Raw genomic sequence first — 18,258 nt, 5'->3', positions numbered from 1 at the left:
CCCGCACCCACCCGCCTGATCGCCGCTTCGCGCGCGATCGGCGCTGCGCCGGTTTTTGCCCAGATCACCAAAACGACCACCATTAAAGGCTAGCAAGCCTGGTTCGTCGTGCCCTGCCGGCTCGATGAGCCGGGCCAAAAAGCCTTATTTTTGACTTTTTGAAGGGCAGTTCCAATGAAACTCAAAGGCAACCTCACAGGACTCGTCGGCTGGCGCGGCATGGTCGGCTCGGTCCTGATCGACCGCATGCAGGCCGAAGGCGACTTCGACCTGATCGAGCCGGTTTTCTTCTCGACCTCCAACGCCGGCGGCAAGGCCCCGGCCCAGGCCAGGAACGAAACCACGCTGAAAAACGCCTTCGACATTGAAGCCCTGAAGAAGTGCGACATCATCATCACCGCCCAGGGCGGCGATTACACCTCCGAGGTTTTCCCCAAGTTGCGTGCAGCCGGCTGGAACGGCCACTGGATTGACGCCGCCTCCACGCTGCGCATGAACGACGACGCCATCATCATCCTGGATCCGGTTAATCTCCCGGTCATCCAGAACGCCATGGCCAAGGGCGGCAAGAACTGGATTGGCGGCAACTGCACGGTGAGCTGCATGCTGATGGGCGTGGGTGCGCTGTACAAGGCGGGCCTCGTCGAATGGATGACCAGCATGACCTACCAGGCGGCGTCCGGCGGCGGCGCCCAGCACATGCGCGAGCTGCTGACGCAATATGGCACGCTCAATAGCGAAGTCCGCGCCTTGCTGGACGATCCCAAATCAGCCATCCTGGAAATCGACCGCCGCGTGCTGGCCAAACAGCAATCACTGAATAGCGATGAGACGGCCAATTTCGGCGTGCCGCTAGGTGGCTCGCTGATCCCCTGGATCGACAAGGACCTGGGTAACGGCATGAGCAGGGAAGAATGGAAGGGCGGCGCAGAAACCAACAAGATTCTGGGCCAGGGCGCTGGTTTCGGCACGGCCGAAACGCCGGTCGACGGCTTCTGTGTGCGCATAGGCGCGATGCGCTGCCACAGTCAGGCCCTGACCTTCAAGCTGAAGAAGGACGTGCCGCTGGCCGATATCGAGGCCATGATCGCCGCAGACAACCAGTGGGTCAAAGTTGTACCCAACACACGCGAGGCCTCCATCAAGGACCTCACACCAGTCGCCGTGACGGGCACCATGCAGATTCCGGTGGGTCGCCTGCGCAAACTGGCCATGGGTCCCGACTACCTCGGTGCCTTCACCGTGGGCGATCAGTTGCTCTGGGGTGCGGCCGAACCGCTGCGCCGCATGCTCCGTATACTGCTTCAGGGGTGAATAATTCGGGGTGAGCGGTTGCCAACATGCGGCCACTCATCCGTAACCACTTGTTTCCGTGCGTTGTCGTCTGACAACATCCTGAACATGTAAGTTGATGCTAACTCGATGTGTCAAAACTTAAGTGGTGTCTTAGCTTGTCAGCCTAATGCCTTGATGTTAAGGTTGTTTTTCGAAAATTCGCATCGAGGTTTTTGTGCGCTTAAGCAGAATAAAGTTACATGCAGACCGAGCACTGGAGGCTCCCAACCCCATGAATAAACGCGGTCGTTGGCGTATTGGCGCCCTGGCGAGTGCCATTGCATTGCTGGGCAGCCTGGCAAGTCTTGAAGCCCATGCGCTTGCGCTGGGCCGGATCACCGTTCAATCGGCACTGGGTGAACCCCTTCGCGCCGAAATCGAGATCACGGACCTCAAGCCCGATGAAGCAGCCAGCCTTCGGGCCGGCGTTGCACCGGCAGAAGCCTTCAGGGCAGCAGGCATGGAATACGGCACGGTGGTCACCGGCGTCGAAGTCAGCCTGCAACGCCGGACGGACGGACGGTCTTTCCTGCGATTGAGCAGCAACCGCCCCGTTACCGAGCCTTTCGTGGACCTCATCCTGGAGGCCAATTGGTCGAACGGGCGAATTACACGCGACTACACCATGCTGTTTGACCCGCCGGCCCTGCGGTCCGGCAGTAGCGGCACAGCAGCTGCGCCAACTGCACCTGTGCTGTCGCGCCCCGGTTCGCCCAATGCCGCGCCGCCCGCCAAAGGCATTTCGTCCATCCCCTATTCCCCGTCAGGCCCCGGCTCCAGTGCTACCAGGCCCGCCCCCGTAGCCAAGGCACCTGCGGCAAAGGCGGAAAAAGCCCCCGCCGGCGACACGCAGGTCACCGTCAAATCCGGTGACACCGCAGGCAAAATCGCTGCCCAGAACAAGCCGTCCAGTATTTCACTGGACCAGATGCTGGTCGCCTTGCTCCGAAGCAACCCGGATGCCTTCATCGGCGGCAATGTCAACCGCATCAAGTCCGGCGCCGTGCTGGACATCCCGACCGCCGAATCGGCCGGCGCCGTCTCCCCCGGCGAGGCTACCCAGACCATCGTCGCGCAAAGCAAGGACTTCAACACTTTCCGCCGAAAACTCGCAGAAGGCGTGCCGGCGGCACAGGTAGCCGGCGCAGACCGCCAGGCCGGCGGCAAGGTAGAAGCCAAGGTGGAAGACCGGGCACCTGCCAGCACCACCCCCGACAAGCTCACCCTGTCCAAGGGAGCCGTCAAGGGCAAGGCAGCGACAGCCGCCGAAGAAAAGATTGCCAAGGAACGGCAAGCCAAAGAAGCCTCGACACGGGTCGCGGAGCTGTCCAAAAATATCAACGAGCTCAACAAACTCGGAAGCGGTCCGGCAGCGGCACCCGCGGTCAGCGCGGCCAGCGCGGCCAAAACGCCAGGTGTGGCTGTTCCAGCCCCGTCCAGCGTCACGGTGCCCGCGGCGGCTCCGGCAGCTTCGGCGCCTTCCATCGCCGCATCATCGGCAACCTCCACCAAAGCAGCCGCTACAGCCACACAAGCGGCCAGCGCAGCAGCAGTTGGCACGACGCCTGCGATTGCCATGGCACCCGCCTCTGCAGCCTCAGCGACGGCCGCAAGCGCCGAGCCGCTTGTAGCGGCTTCACAACCAGCCCCTGCGGCCAGTGAACCCGCCGCTCCGGTCGCAGCCGCTCCAGTAGCGCCCAAAAAGCCGGTTGTTGCGCCACCGCCGCCGCCACCTGAACCCAGCCTGCTCGACGAACTGATGGAGAACCCCCTGGTATTGCCGGGCGTAGGCCTTCTGGTCGCGTTGCTCGCCGGATTCGGCTTTTACCGGTACCGCCAGCGTGCCGGCGGGGCCCAGGTTGACAGCTCTTTCCTTGAAAGCAGGTTGCAGCCCGATTCTTTTTTCGGCGCCAGCGGCGGCCAAAGAATTGACACGAATGAAGGCAACGCCACGGGCTCATCCCTGGTGTATTCGCCCAGTCAATTGGACGCCGCTGGCGACGTAGACCCCGTAGCCGAAGCCGATGTGTACCTCGCTTATGGACGCGACCTGCAAGCGGAAGAAATCCTCAAGGAGGCGATGCGCACCAGCCCCATGCGCGTGGCAATTCACGCCAAGCTGATGGAAATCTATGCAAAACGCCGCGACGGCAAGGCATTTGAAACTGTCGCCATCGAAGCCTTCAACCTGACCCACGGCAATGGCCCGGAATGGGCGTACATCACCGAGATGGGCCGCGAGCTCGACCCTTCGAACCCGATGTACCAGCCTGGCGGACAGCCCGCCGGCACAGCCTCTGCCGCCGGGACATCGGCGTTCAGCCCGGGCGGTACCGTGGCCATGGTGGCTCAACCGGTCAATGTCCCTGCGCCAACACCCGCCGTGGACGTTGATCTTGACCTGGATTTCTCACTCGGTGATGAGCCTGATACAGCCACAACCCCTGCGGCAATATCAGCGCCCGTTGCACCAAAACCAGTTGCCCCGCCCGTTGCCAAGAAACCGGAACCCGCCGCCCTGAACATGGATTTCAGCAGCGCAACGGTTGCCATGCCTGCGGCCACGCCACCGGCACCTGCTGCGGCCAAGCCCGCCGAAGCTGCCCCCGAGATTTCCTTTCTGTCCGAAGGCCTGAACTTCGAACCCGAGCCGTTCGTCCCGCCAGCCAAACCGGTCCCGCCGGTCAAGGCTGCTCCGGCCCCGGCCCCGGCAGTAGCCGACAGCGGCATGCTGGAATTCGACCTGGGCGCGCTTTCACTTGACCTGAATGGCCCAACAACGGAGAGTCCCGCTCCTGAGTTTGAAGTATCTTCTTCGTCGGATGACCCGCTTGAAACCAAGTTCATGCTGGCCGAAGAATTCCGCTCGCTGGGCGACACTGACGGTGCCCGCTCGCTGGCCGAAGAAGTGCTGGCCGAAGCCAGCGGCCCGCTGAAAGTCAAGGCGCAGGCGTTTCTGAACGCCTTGGCGTGAGCGCAGCCTGAACGCACCGCGTTCACTGCGCGCCGGCCGGGGTTCAACCGTGAGGATTGCCCTCGGCGTCAGCTACAGCGGTAGTGCTTATGAGGGCTGGCAAAGCCAGCTCTCGGGCAATACCGTGCAAGACAAGCTCGAGCTGGCTTTGGCCAAGTTTGCTGCCCAGCCAATCCGTACCCTCTGCTGCGGGCGCACTGACGCTGGCGTGCATGCGCTGATGCAGGTCGTGCACTTTGACACGCCGCTGCAGCGCGACATTGCCTCATGGGTGCGCGGCACCAACACCTTTTTGCCCGGTGACATCGCAGTGCAATGGGCACGCGAGGTTCCCGACGAATTCCATTGCCGCGGCAGCGCCATCGCACGCAGGTACGCCTACGTGGTGCTGGAATCGCCGGTGCGGCCCAGCGTGGAAGCCGGGCGTGTCGGCTGGGTGTACCGGCCACTGGACGGCGCTGCGATGCGACAGGCCGTCACGCACCTCATTGGCGAGCACGATTTCAGCTCTTTCCGGGCTGCGCAGTGCCAAGCCAAGTCTCCCGTCAAAACCATCAGCCGGATCGACATTTCCGAGCGCGCGGGTCATGGGTCCAAATATTGGCGCTTCGAGTTCGAGGCCAACGCCTTTTTGCACCACATGATCCGCAACATCATGGGCTGCCTGGTCGCAGTCGGCCAGGGCAACTATCCGCCGGGCTGGCTGGCCGAGGTAAGAGACGCGCGCAGCAGGGATGTTGCGGCGCCCACCTTTTCACCAGATGGCCTGTACTTCCTGGGACCGATTTACGAAGACCACTACGGCCTCCCAAATCGCACAGCAGCCTATGATTGGTTGCCATGACACCCACCACCCGCACCCGAATCAAGATCTGCGGCCTCACCCGTGAGGAAGACGTGGATGCAGCCGTGGCGGCCGGAGCCGATGCGGTCGGCTTTGTGATGTACGAGGCCAGCCCACGTTACGTGACGGCCGGACGCGCTGCCGAGCTGGCTCGGCGCCTGCCCCCCTTTGTCACGCCGGTGCTGCTTTTTGTGAATGCGCCTGCTACAAAAATCATAGCTACGTGTGCAGGCATACCAACGGCTTTACTGCAATTTCATGGTGATGAAACACCCGAAACCTGCCTGGAGGCGGGCCGGCCCTTCATGCGCGCCGCACGCATCCCATTAGGTGAAGAAAACACTGAAAACACGCCGAAAACCCCTGCCGGCTTCGATCTCGTAAAATACGCACAAGACTTCAAGGCCGCACAAGCCATCCTGCTCGACGCTCATGTCGAAGGTTATGGCGGCGGCGGGAAAACATTCAATTGGTCACTTCTTCCTCCAAACGTCAACGCTCACCTCGTTTTGTCTGGTGGATTGACGCCTGCAAACGTGATCGATGGCATTTTGCAAGTCAGGCCGCGTTGCACAACGCTGGCCGTTGATGTCAGTTCGGGCGTCGAGATTTCCAAGGGAATCAAAAGCGCCGACAAGATCAACCAGTTTGTAGCGGCCGTTCGCGCCGCCGACGAACTACTTGCAAAGAGTCTTAACCATGTACGAGTACCACCAGCCTGACGTTTCAGGCCATTTCGGAATTTACGGCGGCAGTTTTGTTTCAGAAACCCTGACGCATGCCATCAACGAGCTCAAAGACGCTTACGCCAAATACCAGCACGACCCGGAGTTCCTCGCTGAATTCCACTCCGAGCTGGCGCATTTCGTAGGCCGCCCCTCTCCGATCTACCATGCCGCACGCATGAGCCGTGAACAGGGGGGCGCGCAGATTTACCTCAAACGCGAAGACCTCAACCATACCGGCGCGCACAAGATCAACAACACCATAGGCCAAGCCATGCTGGCACGCCGCATGGGCAAGCCGCGTGTCATCGCCGAAACCGGCGCCGGCCAGCACGGTGTGGCCACGGCCACCATCTGCGCGCGCTACGGCCTCGAATGCGTGGTCTACATGGGCAGCGAAGACGTCAAGCGCCAAAGCCCTAATGTCTACCGAATGAACCTCCTGGGCGCCACCGTGGTGCCGGTCGAAAGCGGCAGCAAGACGCTCAAAGACGCGCTCAACGAAGCCATGCGCGACTGGGTTGCCAACGTGGACAACACCTTCTACATCATCGGCACGGTGGCGGGCCCCCACCCCTACCCCATGATGGTTCGCGACTTCCAGAGCGTGATCGGCACGGAATGCCTGCAGCAGATGCCGGAGTTCATCGGCACCAAACAACCCGACGCAGTGATCGCCTGCGTGGGCGGCGGCAGCAATGCCATGGGCATCTTCCATCCCTACATCCAGCACGCCAAAACCCGCCTGATCGGCGTCGAGGCTGCCGGTGAAGGCCTGGACAGCGGCAAGCACTCGGCGTCGCTGCAGCGGGGCTTGCCCGGCGTGCTGCACGGCAACCGCACCTATGTGCTGCAAAACGACGATGGCCAGGTCACTGAAACACACAGCATCAGCGCGGGCCTCGACTACCCGGGTGTCGGCCCCGAGCATGCCTTCCTCAAAGACATCGGCCGTGCCGAATACGTCGGCATCACCGACACCGAAGCGCTGGAAGCCTTTCACTACCTGTGCCGCACCGAAGGCATCATCCCGGCGCTTGAATCCAGCCATGCCGTGGCCTGCGCGATGAAGATGGCGCGCACCATGCGTCCTGACCAGAGCCTGCTCGTGAATCTCTCGGGCCGGGGCGACAAGGACATCGGAACCGTGGCGGATCTCTCAGGCGCTGAGTTTTACGACCGGCCTTCCATGCGCGGCTTTTCCGTCAAGGGCGGCGCGGCTTCGGCCGCATCGTTCGACGCCAGCGGCGCCAAGGGCAGCGGGGTGCAATCATGAGCCGCATAGCCACTACTTTCTCCGCGCTGAAGAGCCAGGGCCGCAAAGCCTTGATTCCTTATGTCACGGCAGGCTTTCCCTTTGCCGACATCACCCCCGAGCTGATGCACAGCATGGTGGCTGGCGGCGCCGACGTCATTGAGCTGGGCGTGCCTTTTTCCGACCCGAGCGCCGATGGTCCGGTCATCCAGAAGGCCGGTGAAAAGGCCTTGTCCCTTGGTATCGGCCTGGCTCAGGTGCTGGAGATGGTGCGCCAGTTCCGCACCAAAGACAGCACCACTCCCGTGGTGTTGATGGGTTACGCCAACCCGGTTGAGCGCTATGACATCAAGCATGGCGACAGCAAAACCGAAAGCGCCTTTATCCGCGATGCCGCGCAGGCCGGCGTGGACGGCGTGCTCATCGTTGACTACCCGCCTGAAGAGTGCGTGGAATTCGCCGCCCGGCTGCGCGTCCACGGTATGGACCTGATCTTTCTGCTGGCCCCCACCAGCACCGATGCACGCATGGCCCAGGTGGCCGAAGTCGCCAGCGGCTACGTGTATTACGTGTCGCTCAAGGGCGTAACAGGCGCCGGCACGCTGGACGTGGACGCCGTGGAAGCCATGCTACCGCGCATCCGCAAGCATGTGAACGTGCCCGTGGGCGTGGGCTTCGGCATCCGCGACGCTGCCACAGCCAAAGCCATCGGCAAGGTGGCCGACGCCGTCGTGATCGGCAGCAAGATCATCCAGCTGATTGAAAACCAGCCGCGTGACAAGGTGGCGACGGTCGCCCATGACTTTTTGAAAGAAATCCGTACTGCTTTAGGCTGACTTTCGGTGCCTCTTTTACTGGGTGAAACCGGCGCATAATTGCGCTTTTCGCCCGGCAAAAAGCCCAAAAGGCATTGAAGCGATAGGCGCCCAGGCGCTGCACGACACAACAAGGACTGACACATGTCTTGGTTAGAAAAACTCCTCCCGCCCAAAATCAGCCCCACTGACCCGACCGAGCGCCGCAGTGTGCCCGAAGGCCTTTGGATCAAATGCCCGAGTTGCGAGGCCGTGCTCTACAAGACCGACCTGGAGAAAAACCAGAATGTCTGCCCGCAGTGCAGCCACCACCACCGCATAGGGGCACGCGCCCGGCTGGACGCCTTTCTGGACCCCGAAGGCCGCTATGAACTCGGCCAGGAAGTGCTGCCCGTAGACGCCCTCAAGTTCAAGGACAGCCGCAAGTACCCTGAGCGCCTGAAAGAAGCCCTCGAAAACACCCAGGAAACCGACGCGCTGGTGGTGATGGGCGGCGCCGTTCACAGCATCGGCGTGGTGGTCGCCTGCTTTGAGTTTGACTTCATGGGCGGCAGCATGGGCAGCGTGGTGGGCGAGCGCTTTGTGCGCGGCGTGCATGCGGCCATTGAGCAAAAAGTGCCCTTCATCTGCTTTACCGCCACCGGCGGCGCACGCATGCAGGAAGGCCTGCTAAGCCTGATGCAAATGGCCAAAACCAATGCATCGCTGACCCGCCTGGCCAAAAAAGGCCTGCCCTACATCAGCGTGCTGACCGACCCGACCATGGGCGGTGTGAGCGCCGGCTTTGCTTTCGTGGGCGACATCGTGATCGCCGAGCCCAAGGCCCTGATCGGTTTTGCCGGCCCGCGCGTCATTGAGTCCACCGTGCGCGTCACGCTGCCTGAAGGCTTTCAGCGCGCCGAGTTTTTGCAGACCAAAGGCGCGGTTGACCTAATCTGCGATCGCAGGGAACTGCGCAGGACCGTGGCCAATTCCCTGGCCATGCTGCTGCGCCAACCGGCTGATGCCGTCAGCTGAGAACCTCCCCTCGAAAAGCCCCTGGAGCAAAGCGTATTAGACGCACGAGAAGTTCACCGCTCGGGTCACATGGGATGATGTGGTTCACCGCACTCCAAAGCACGATGAGACCATGCCAGAAGCCTTGACGCTGAGCTCCCTCCCCCTCTTCCCGCTGGGTGCGGTGCTGTACCCCGGCGGCGTGCTGCCGCTGCGCATCTTTGAGGTCCGCTACCTTGACATGATCGGCAAATGCCACAAGGCCGGCGCGCCTTTCGGCGTTGTCTCGCTCACCGAAGGCTCCGAGGTGCGCCGGCCCGCCGATGCCGGAGCTCCCACGGGCGACGGCTTTGCAAACGAGGCCTTCAGCACCGTGGGCACCCTGGCCACCATCACTGAATTTTCCATCCCCCAGCCGGGCCTGATGGTCATACGCTGCACCGGTGCACAGCGCTTTGAAATCACCCGCCGCGAAAAACTCAGGCATGGCCTGTGGATTGCCGACGTCACCCGGCTCCAGGACGACCAGCCCGTCGCGATTCCGCCCGACCTGCAGGGCACCGCCGACGCGCTGGGCAGTTTGATCAAAAGCCTGCAGGTGCGCGACATACCGCAGGCCCAGATGCCGCTGCTGGTGCCCTACCGGCTGGACGATTGCGGCTGGGTGTCCAACCGCTGGTGCGAGCTGTTACCCATCCCGCTGGAGCTCAAGCAGCGCCTGATGGCGCTGGACAACCCCTTGATGAGGCTGGAGCTGGTGAGCGACATTCTGGAACGCACAGGAATTTCGCTGTAGGATCTCAATAGATTTGGGGGCGATATTCCGGCAAGTGGCTGCAGAGCCAAGCCCGAAGATCGCTACTCAGAGGCGACGGACCCGCCTTAGCGATCCAATCCGTTACGCTTTCAATGGCAACCGCTTGACGCCCCGATATCTTGGCAATGCGCAGTTTGGGATGGGGTGTCGGTTCGGTAGTCTCGTCATCAGCCAATAATTCCTCATAAAGCTTTTCTCCCGGTCGCAAGCCGGTAAATGCGAGAGGGATATCCTGTTCAGTCTTTCCGGAAAGTCGAATCATCATGCGCGCGAGATCGGCGATCTTGACCGGCTCACCCATGTCCAGCACGTATATTTGCCCGCTTTTTCCCATTAGCCCAGCCTGCAGCACAAGCTGGGCCGCCTCCGGTATGGTCATGAAATAGCGCACGATATCAGGATGGGTGACAGTGATCGGCCCTCCCCGTGCAATCTGCTCCGTAAATAGTGGAACAACCGAACCACTGGAACCAAGCACATTGCCAAAACGGACGGAAACAAATTGGGTTGTTGAGTGATCCAATGCAACCCCCCCCACGACCAGTTCGGCCATGCGTTTGGTTGCACCCATGATATTGGTCGGATTGACCGCCTTGTCCGTAGAAATCAGTACAAACCGCGCAGCGCCGCATTCGCCAGCGACTTTCGCCACATTCAAAGTCCCCAAAATATTGGTGCGGACCGCTTCGATTTCATTGTGATACTCCATCAATGGCACATGTTTATAGGCCGCGGCATGGAACACCACAGATGGTTTGTACAGCACCGCGATAGCGCGTATGCGCTCGATCTCGCGCACATTTGCCGTATAGTAAAGACCCTGCATTTGGGGATAGGCCTGCCGCAAATCCTGTTCCAGCTTGTAAATCGCAATCTCGGAAGAGTCTATGCACACCATTCGCGCGACGCCGAGCCGCGCGATCTGGCGGCACAATTCAGAGCCAATAGACCCCCCCGCACCCGAAATCATCACCGTCTTACCGGAAAAAAGCTCTGCGAGGGTTTTGACGTCGAGTTGTACCGAATCCCGACCCAACAAATCCTCGAGTTCGATTTTTCTGACGGCATTGTCTCCACCTCCAAGCCATTCGTCAGCCCGCGGCATTGTCAGCAAAGGCAGTCCGGCTGCGCTAGCTTGAAGCATCAGGGCTTGCCGTCCCAGTGTTCCCTGTGGGCAAGCAATCAACGCTGCTTTGGCATCAGTGGTCTTGACAATATCTGCAATGTTTTCGGCCACTCCCAAAACTGGAATCTGGTGCACATAACGTCCCTGCTCGGACATTAGCGGCGACACGATACCGACCGGATACCATTGCCGCGACTGACGCAACGCGTTAAATGCTGACGAGGCATTTTGCATGGTACCGACTATAAGAATAGGGTTGGCACCGATGATTGAATGCTTCTGCTCAAAAAGCATCCGCCAACCAACGCGTGTTCCACCAAGCAGCATCAACACCAAAATCGGATGCAATAGCAGCACCGAACGCGGAAAACTGGGTAAGCGCAGCATAAGTACGATGGCAGCTGTCAGCAACGAACCGACGACGCAGGCCATCATCAATCGTCGTAGCTCAGGAATGCCCGTGTAACGCCAGACATGGCGATACAGGCCTCCAAACATCAGGGGGATACCGTAGCCAACAACGACCAGAGCGTAACTGCTGCGGATTAGAGCGTCAAAGTCCTCTGGAATATCGAGGTTGAAGCGAAACCAGAATGCCAACCACCAGCTGACCAGCAAAAACGCTACATCAAACGAAAGCATGGAAAGGCTGGCAGAGTGATAGTTTATTTTTTTCACGCTTTTAATTCCGAGGCGATAAAAACCGCAGGCGCCCAGCGGCCATTCATATAATGGCCAGGACTTCATACATTGTGCTCGTACCCGCTATCCTCCTGAGCTAGGGAGCATTTATCCGGCCATCCTATGCTGAACAACAAATCCATTCTAATTACCGGCGGCACGGGGTCGTTCGGCAAAGCTTTTGTGCGAACAGTGCTGGAGCGCTACCCCGAGGTACGCCGCCTGGTGATCTTTTCGCGCGACGAACTCAAGCAATACGAAATGCAGCAGGTATTTTCGGAACGCCAGTATCCAGCCCTTCGGTATTTTATTGGCGACGTCCGTGACGAGTCGCGTCTTACTCGAGCGCTGGAGGGCATCGACATCGTGGTTCACGCTGCGGCACTCAAACAAGTGCCAGCCGCCGAATACAACCCCTTTGAATGTATTAAGACCAATGTACTTGGCGCACAAAATCTGATCGAAGCTTGCTTCTCCAACGGCGTTCAACGCGTTGTGGCGCTATCGACCGACAAGGCTGCGGCGCCGATCAACCTATATGGAGCGACCAAGCTTTGCTCCGATAAGCTATTCACGGCTGCAAACAACATACGCGGCAACCGCGACATACGATTGTCAGTTGTGCGCTACGGGAATGTAATGGGAAGCCGGGGTTCTGTAATTCCTTTTTTCCTCGAGCGGCGTAAAACCGGCGTTCTGCCAATAACCGATGAACGTATGACCCGTTTTAACATCTCCCTACAGGAAGGTGTCGATATGGTGCTGTGGTCACTTGAGAATGCCTGGGGTGGCGAAGTACTCGTTCCCAAGATACCGTCCTATCGCATTACGGATGTGGCCACGGCGATTGCGCCCGAATGCCGTCAGGAGATAGTCGGGATTCGGCCCGGTGAGAAGATCCATGAAGAAATGATCACGTCGAGCGACGGTCCGAATACGGTCGACATTGGCCGTTATTACGCAATTCTGCCTTCGGCCGGCGCTTTCTCGATCGAGTCCTATTGCGAGGCTTTCAAGGCCAGCAGGGTTCTCCCCGGTTTTGCTTACGACAGCGGCAGCAACCCTGACTACCTCAGTGTAGATCAGCTTAGACGATTGATCGGAGAACAGGTTGGGAAGATCGAGGCATGAAAATCGCCATTATTCCCGCGCGTGGCGGCAGTAAACGCATTCCACGCAAAAACATCAAGCCGTTCTATGGCACGCCAATGATCGCGCGCACGATATCCTCTGCACTACAAAGCGGCCTGTTCGAGCATGTGGTGGTCTCGACTGACGACGCCGAAATTCTGGCGATTGCACGTTCGGCCGGAGCCGAAGCGCCGTTCACACGGCCAGCCGAGCTCGCTGATGATTTCACGCCGACCGTACCGGTGATCGCCCATGCGGTGCAGGCCTGCAGGGATTATGGCTGGCAAGTCGAACATGCATGCTGCATCTACCCCTGCGTGCCGCTGCTCAGCGGCGAAGACATGGCTCGCGCGTTACGCCTTTGCCTGGAGCGCGACGCCGACTTCGTGTACCCGGTGACCGAATATGCGCACCCGATCCAGCGTGCTATGCGCCGGCTCGACAGCGGGCAGATGACATTTTTCAGTCCGGAACACGAAATGACGCGAACCCAGGATCTCGAGAAGAGTTTTCACGACGCCGGCCAGTTTTACTGGGGCAAGGCCGCAGCCTGGTTGGCGCACAAAAAAATGCATACGGCAGGGCTTGGGCTGCCGATTCCACACTGGCGCGTCGTCGATATAGACTCTGAAGACGACTGGCGCCGCGCTGAACTGATTTACCAGGCTCTCGGCTCCAGTCTGCGTTGACGATGAAGATATTGGTGCTAGGCGCAAGTGGCATGCTCGGTACCTGTCTCGTGCCGCACCTGACGGCGCACGGCCACAGCGTTGGCAGCCACGGCCGATGTGGCGCGATGGCCGCCGATCTGGGCGACGCGGTCGCGACCTTGGCGCTGATGCGCCGGGTTTCTCCGGAAGTGGTCATTAACTTAGCTGGATTGACCGACGTAGACCGCTGCGAGACGCATCCACAGGAAGCCTGGCGGGCCAATGTCCTGGGCGCGGAAAATGCCGCAGCCGCTAGCACAGCAGTCGGCGCGCACCTGATCCATATCTCGACAGACCAAGTCTACAACCGCGATCCTTCGAGCGATGAGAGCCAGGCTTGCCCCGGTAACTACTATGCGATGAGCAAGTACGCAGGCGAACTGGCTGCGCTGGGCGCAGATGCAACCGTGCTGCGAAGTAATTTTTTTGGCCTGAGCCGGCATCCGACCCGGCGCAGCTTGACTGACTGGCTATTCGATGCGCTGAGTGAAGGCCGGCCGCTGCAGGTATTCGACGACGTACGCTTTTCTCCCTTGTCGATGGCCACCCTTTGCGAGATGATTGCAATTGTCGCGTCGCAGCGTAAGCACGGTGTCTTCAATCTGGGCTCGCATGGAGGCATGAGCAAGGCGGACTTTGCGTTCGCGTTCGCCACTGCTCTCGGCCTGCCGACCGCAGCGATGAGCCGGAGCCTTGCTGCCAATGCGACCTTTCTAAAAGCTTGGCGGCCCAAAGCAATGTGCATGGACAGCCGTCGTTTCGAAGAGATCTTTGGCCAAGCCTTACCTAACCTCGGATCCGAGATTCAACTCGCCGCAAAGGATTACCGTGAGCTTCACTGAAAACACCCTCAATATCAACGGCAAGGCGATTGGCAAGGGCTTCCCAACCTACTTTATCGCCGACATCGCAGCCAATCACGACGGCGATCTCAAGCGCGCAAAGGACCTGATACATCTTTGTGCCGAGGCCGGTGCCGATGCCGCCAAGTTCCAACACTTCACCGCCGCAACGATTGTCAGTGACCACGGTTTTCGGAGTCTGGGCGGGGACCAGTCGCACCAGGCAAGCTGGAAAAAATCGGTGTTCGAGGTCTACAAGGACGCGAGCGTGAGCCTCGACTGGACTGAGACGCTCAAGGAAACCTGCGACCAGGCTGGCATCGCTTTTTTCACGAGCCCCTATTCGATGGCGCTGGTCGAGCATATCGACCCCTTCGTGCCGGCCTACAAGATCGGCTCGGGCGACATCACCTGGACCGCGATGGTCGAATACATCGCTCGCAAGGGCAAGCCCTATATCCTGGCCACTGGTGCATCAACCTTCGACGACGTGCACCGCGCGGTGTCGGCCGGACTCGCGATCAATCCACAGATGTGCCTGATGCAATGTAATACCAACTACACGGCCAGCCTCGAGAACTTCCATTACATCAAGCTCAACGTGCTGAACGCCTACCGTTCCATGTACCCAGACCTTGTGCTCGGCCTGAGTGACCACACACCCGGCCACGCGACGGTGCTCGGCGCCGTGACGCTAGGTGCGCGCATGATCGAAAAACATTTCACCGACGACATCGGCAGGATTGGTCCCGACCACAAGTTCTCGATGGACCCTCGCAGCTGGCGTGAGATGGTCGAGCGCACGCGCGAGCTTGAGAACGCGCTTGGTGACGGCGTCAAGGTGGTCGAACCCAACGAGCGCCAGACAGTCGTACTGCAGCGCCGTGCGATCCGCGCGAAAGCTGCGCTGGGCGCTGGCGCGCTCCTCACGGATGCCGACCTTGAGGTATTGCGGCCCTGCCCGGCCGATGCCATCCCACCCTACCACCTGTCCGAATTGCTTGGACGCAAGCTGCGTCACGACGTTGCCGCCGGAGGCCACCTGAAGTGGACCGATCTCGAATAGCCCTTGTGATCCCGGCGCTCAACGAGGCGGCGAGCATCGCCGCTGTAGTGAGCGGTGCGCGCTGCTACGGTCAATGCATCGTCGTCGATGACGGCTCCACCGACGATACTGCCGAAGCCGCGCGTGTGGCCGGTGCGCTGGTCGTTAGCCATGCGGTCAATCGCGGCTATGACGCAGCACTCAGCAGCGGGTTTGCCCAAGCCGACCGGCTCGGATGCGAAGCCGTCATCACACTAGACGCCGACGGTCAGCACAATCCGGAGCTTCTGCTTGACTTCATCGCCGGCCTCGAATCCGGCGCCGACGTGGTGCTCGGCGTGCGCGACCGAAAGCCGCGGGTGGCAGAGCATGTGTTCGCCTGGTACACACAGCGCTTCGGCATCGCCGACCCGCTCTGCGGCATGAAGGCCTACCGCATCGGTGTTTACCGCGCACTCGGACATTTCGACGCCTACCGCTCGATCGGTGCGGAACTCGCGCTATTCGCGGCGCGCAATGGCTACCGGCTCGCGAACGTGCCGGTCAAGGTACGCGACCGGACAGGGGAGCCGCGCTTTGGTCGCAAGCTCTCGGCGAACCTGAAGATTTTTCGCGCGCTCGCGCTCTCCTTATGAACGAAAAGGCAGACAAACTCCGGGTGTTGCTGATCGGTTGCGGCAATATCGCCGGTGGTTTTGACGCTGACACCGCAACCGGTGCCCCACCGCGCACGCACGCCGGCGCTTACCTTGCCCACGGTGGTTTCAGCCTTGACGCATGCGTGGAACCCAACGCACCGAAACGCGCTGCCTTCATGCGGCGCTGGGGCGTTGCGCTTGGCTATGCGAACATCGCCGAAGCCAAGTCGGCCGGCGCCAGATTTGATGTAGTCAGCATCTGCTCGCCCACTGCAACCCATCACAATGATGGCATCGCAGCGCTGGCGTTGGACCCGCGGCTGCTATTCTGCGAAAAACCGGTCTGCGCCGGCCTCCCGCAAGCGGAAGACTTGGTGCAACGCTGCGCCACGCAACAGGTGCTGCTTGCAGTCAACCACAACCGGCGCTGGGATGCCGAGGTGGTGCGCTTGCGCGGCGAACTCGCGAGCGGCCACTGGGGAGCGCTTCGTTCGGTCAGCGGCCACTACAACAAGGGCGTGCTCAACAACGGCAGCCACATGATCGACCTGCTGCACGACCTGCTCGGCCCGCTCGAGGCGCGCCACGCGGGCGCACCGCTTTACGATCACTGGCCTGCCGACCCGACTGTGCCAGCGCTGCTGCGCACACGCGACGGCGTCGAGGTCAGCCTCAACGCCGGCCACGCGGCCGACTATTCGCTGTTCGAATTGCAGTTCGTGACCGAGCGCGCAGTGATCGCGATGGAGGACGGCGGCATGCGCTGGCGCCACCGGCTTGCCGAACCGAGCCCGCAGTTTGCTGGCTACCGCGCGCTGCCCGAAGGCGAAATCCGACCCGGCGGCTACCTCGCGACGATGTCGAACGCAGTAACCAACATCCATCGAGCGCTGCGCGCGGACACCGCGCTCGCCAGTGACGGCGACAGCGCGCTGATTGCGCAGCGCCTCTGTGAACTCCTGCGCGCCATGTCACTAGAATCATCACCGTCAACCCCCCCCGGGACACCCGGACCCTTTCAGGCCACCGCATGAACACACAGACCCTCGCCCTGCTCGGCGGCACCCCCGCAGTACAAACCCATTTCAAGCCCTTCAATACTATCGGCGAGGAAGAGCTCGCGGCCGCAACCGCAGTGATCCGCAGCGGCGTGCTGTCGGCCTATATCGGCGCGCCGGGCGCGGCATTCATGGGAGGTCCACGTGTGCGCGCATTTGAGGACGCCGCCGCGAAACATTTCGGCGTCAAGCACGCAATCGCTGTCAACTCCTGGACCTCGGGCCTGATCGCAGCGGTCGGCGCGATCGGCCTGGAGCCCGGCGACGAGGTCATCACCAGCCCCTGGACCATGGTCGCAACCGCGACCGCGGTGCTGCAGTGGAACGGCATACCGGTATTCGCCGACATCGATCCGCAGACCTTCAACATCGATCCGGCAAGCGTCGAAAAACTCATCACGCCGCGCACGCGCGCGATCATGGCGGTCGATATCTTCGGCCAGTCCTGCAACATGCGGGCGCTGCGCGAGATCGCTACGCGCCACAACGTCAAACTGCTCTGCGACACTGCACAGTCCCCCGGCGCGACCTACTACGGCCAAGCTACCGGCACGCTGGCCGACATCGGCGGCTTCAGCCTGAACTACCATAAACACATCCACTGTGGCGAGGGGGGCATCCTGGTCACCGGAGACGACCGCTACGCCGAGCGCCTGCGCCTGATCCGCAACCACGCCGAGGCCGTGATCGACAGCAACGATCCGCACGAGCTCTCCAACATGCTCGGCTACAACTTCCGGCTCGGCGAGATCGAGGCGGCGATTGCTACCGAACAACTCAAGAAGCTTGGCCCCAACATCGAGGGCCGGCAGCGCGTCGCGGTCCAGCTCAACGCCGGCCTGGCCGCGCTGCCGGGCCTGACCACACCAAAGGTTTCCGACGGCTGCACCCATGTCTACTACGTCTACGGCATCACGCTCGATACCGCCTTGCTCGACGTCCCGCGCGAGAAGATCGTCGCCGCGCTGCGCGCCGAAGGCCTGCCCGGCATCATGAACGGCTACCAGAACGTCCACCTCTACCCACTATTCCAGAACCGCATCGCCTACGGCAGCAAGGGCTTTCCATGGAACTCGCCGTACTGCGAGCGCGAGGTTAGTTACGCGCACGGCATCTGCCCTGTCGCCGAAAAACTCCACAGCGAGACCTTCATGGGCATCAACATCTGCCTCAACGATTACTCGAGCGACGACGTCAAAGTCGTGATCGGCGCGTTCGAGAAGGTCTGGCGTAACCTCGACGCGCTGCGCGCGGCGACCTGAGCCC

16 protein-coding genes are annotated in these 18,258 nt (G+C 60.9%); 15 read left to right on the top strand and 1 reads right to left on the bottom strand.

Going from position 1 to position 18,258, the window contains the following annotated elements; translation table 11 throughout:
• The first annotated feature begins 174 nt into the window (after positions 1 to 174).
• The 8 genes from asd to AC1D1J_RS12595 all read left to right on the top strand — a co-directional run bounded on the left by asd (position 175) and on the right by AC1D1J_RS12595 (position 9,740).
• Entirely contained in the window at positions 175 to 1,314 is a 1,140-nt protein-coding gene (gene asd, locus AC1D1J_RS12630) for an aspartate-semialdehyde dehydrogenase (RefSeq protein ID WP_477688094.1), read from the top strand.
• A gap of 253 nt (positions 1,315 to 1,567) precedes the next feature.
• Complete coding sequence (locus AC1D1J_RS12625; RefSeq protein WP_477694863.1) at positions 1,568 to 4,309, top strand: FimV/HubP family polar landmark protein; 2,742 nt, start codon at positions 1,568 to 1,570, stop codon at positions 4,307 to 4,309.
• Positions 4,310 to 4,358: 49 nt separating this feature from the next.
• Positions 4,359 to 5,153: a tRNA pseudouridine(38-40) synthase TruA gene (truA, locus tag AC1D1J_RS12620; protein ID WP_477688092.1), complete on the top strand. Its 795-nt coding sequence runs from the start codon at positions 4,359 to 4,361 to the stop codon at positions 5,151 to 5,153.
• Positions 5,150 to 5,875 (top strand): phosphoribosylanthranilate isomerase, encoded by a 726-nt coding sequence (locus tag AC1D1J_RS12615; protein ID WP_477694862.1) that lies wholly within the window; start codon positions 5,150 to 5,152, stop codon positions 5,873 to 5,875. Before truA ends, AC1D1J_RS12615 begins: the two co-directional genes overlap by 4 nt.
• Positions 5,853 to 7,154 (top strand): tryptophan synthase subunit beta, encoded by a 1,302-nt coding sequence (gene trpB, locus AC1D1J_RS12610; RefSeq protein WP_477688090.1) that lies wholly within the window; start codon positions 5,853 to 5,855, stop codon positions 7,152 to 7,154. The genes AC1D1J_RS12615 and trpB overlap by 23 nt, the downstream gene beginning before the upstream one ends.
• On the top strand, positions 7,151 to 7,969 hold the full coding sequence (gene trpA, locus AC1D1J_RS12605; protein WP_477694861.1) for a tryptophan synthase subunit alpha: 819 nt from the start codon (positions 7,151 to 7,153) through the stop codon (positions 7,967 to 7,969). Before trpB ends, trpA begins: the two co-directional genes overlap by 4 nt.
• 123 nt (positions 7,970 to 8,092) lie before the next feature.
• Positions 8,093 to 8,965, top strand: coding sequence for an acetyl-CoA carboxylase, carboxyltransferase subunit beta (gene accD, locus AC1D1J_RS12600; protein ID WP_477688088.1), 873 nt, complete (start codon positions 8,093 to 8,095; stop codon positions 8,963 to 8,965).
• Between the two features lie 112 nt (positions 8,966 to 9,077).
• Positions 9,078 to 9,740, top strand: coding sequence for an LON peptidase substrate-binding domain-containing protein (locus tag AC1D1J_RS12595; RefSeq protein WP_477694860.1), 663 nt, complete (start codon positions 9,078 to 9,080; stop codon positions 9,738 to 9,740).
• Between the two features lie 4 nt (positions 9,741 to 9,744).
• Here the strand turns inward: AC1D1J_RS12595 and AC1D1J_RS12590 are convergent, their stop codons facing one another.
• On the bottom strand, positions 9,745 to 11,634 hold the full coding sequence (locus AC1D1J_RS12590; protein WP_477688086.1) for a polysaccharide biosynthesis protein: 1,890 nt from the start codon (positions 11,632 to 11,634) through the stop codon (positions 9,745 to 9,747).
• 57 nt (positions 11,635 to 11,691) lie between these two features.
• Here AC1D1J_RS12590 and pseB point away from each other — a divergent pair, with 57 nt between their 5' ends.
• The 7 genes from pseB to AC1D1J_RS12555 are packed head-to-tail and all read left to right on the top strand — an operon-like array spanning position 11,692 to position 18,254.
• Entirely contained in the window at positions 11,692 to 12,699 is a 1,008-nt protein-coding gene (gene pseB, locus AC1D1J_RS12585) for a UDP-N-acetylglucosamine 4,6-dehydratase (inverting) (RefSeq protein ID WP_477688085.1), read from the top strand.
• The gene (pseF, locus tag AC1D1J_RS12580; RefSeq protein WP_477688084.1) at positions 12,696 to 13,388 is read left to right on the top strand and encodes a pseudaminic acid cytidylyltransferase; all 693 of its coding nucleotides are present in this window, start codon (positions 12,696 to 12,698) and stop codon (positions 13,386 to 13,388) included. Before pseB ends, pseF begins: the two co-directional genes overlap by 4 nt.
• A gap of 2 nt (positions 13,389 to 13,390) precedes the next feature.
• On the top strand, positions 13,391 to 14,251 hold the full coding sequence (locus tag AC1D1J_RS12575; RefSeq protein ID WP_477688083.1) for a dTDP-4-dehydrorhamnose reductase family protein: 861 nt from the start codon (positions 13,391 to 13,393) through the stop codon (positions 14,249 to 14,251).
• The gene (locus AC1D1J_RS12570; RefSeq protein WP_477688082.1) at positions 14,238 to 15,317 is read left to right on the top strand and encodes an N-acetylneuraminate synthase family protein; all 1,080 of its coding nucleotides are present in this window, start codon (positions 14,238 to 14,240) and stop codon (positions 15,315 to 15,317) included. Before AC1D1J_RS12575 ends, AC1D1J_RS12570 begins: the two co-directional genes overlap by 14 nt.
• Entirely contained in the window at positions 15,299 to 15,931 is a 633-nt protein-coding gene (locus AC1D1J_RS12565; protein ID WP_477694859.1) for a glycosyltransferase family 2 protein, read from the top strand. Before AC1D1J_RS12570 ends, AC1D1J_RS12565 begins: the two co-directional genes overlap by 19 nt.
• Positions 15,928 to 16,968, top strand: coding sequence for a Gfo/Idh/MocA family protein (locus AC1D1J_RS12560; protein WP_477688080.1), 1,041 nt, complete (start codon positions 15,928 to 15,930; stop codon positions 16,966 to 16,968). Before AC1D1J_RS12565 ends, AC1D1J_RS12560 begins: the two co-directional genes overlap by 4 nt.
• Positions 16,965 to 18,254, top strand: a complete 1,290-nt coding sequence (locus AC1D1J_RS12555; protein ID WP_477694858.1) for a DegT/DnrJ/EryC1/StrS family aminotransferase — start codon at positions 16,965 to 16,967, stop codon at positions 18,252 to 18,254. Before AC1D1J_RS12560 ends, AC1D1J_RS12555 begins: the two co-directional genes overlap by 4 nt.
• Positions 18,255 to 18,258: the final 4 nt, after the last annotated feature.

The sequence above is a fragment of the Polaromonas sp. P1_F8 genome, from assembly GCF_056405635.1.
Note: the sequence above shows the minus strand (reverse complement) of the source record. Positions and strands in the feature narration are given on the sequence as shown.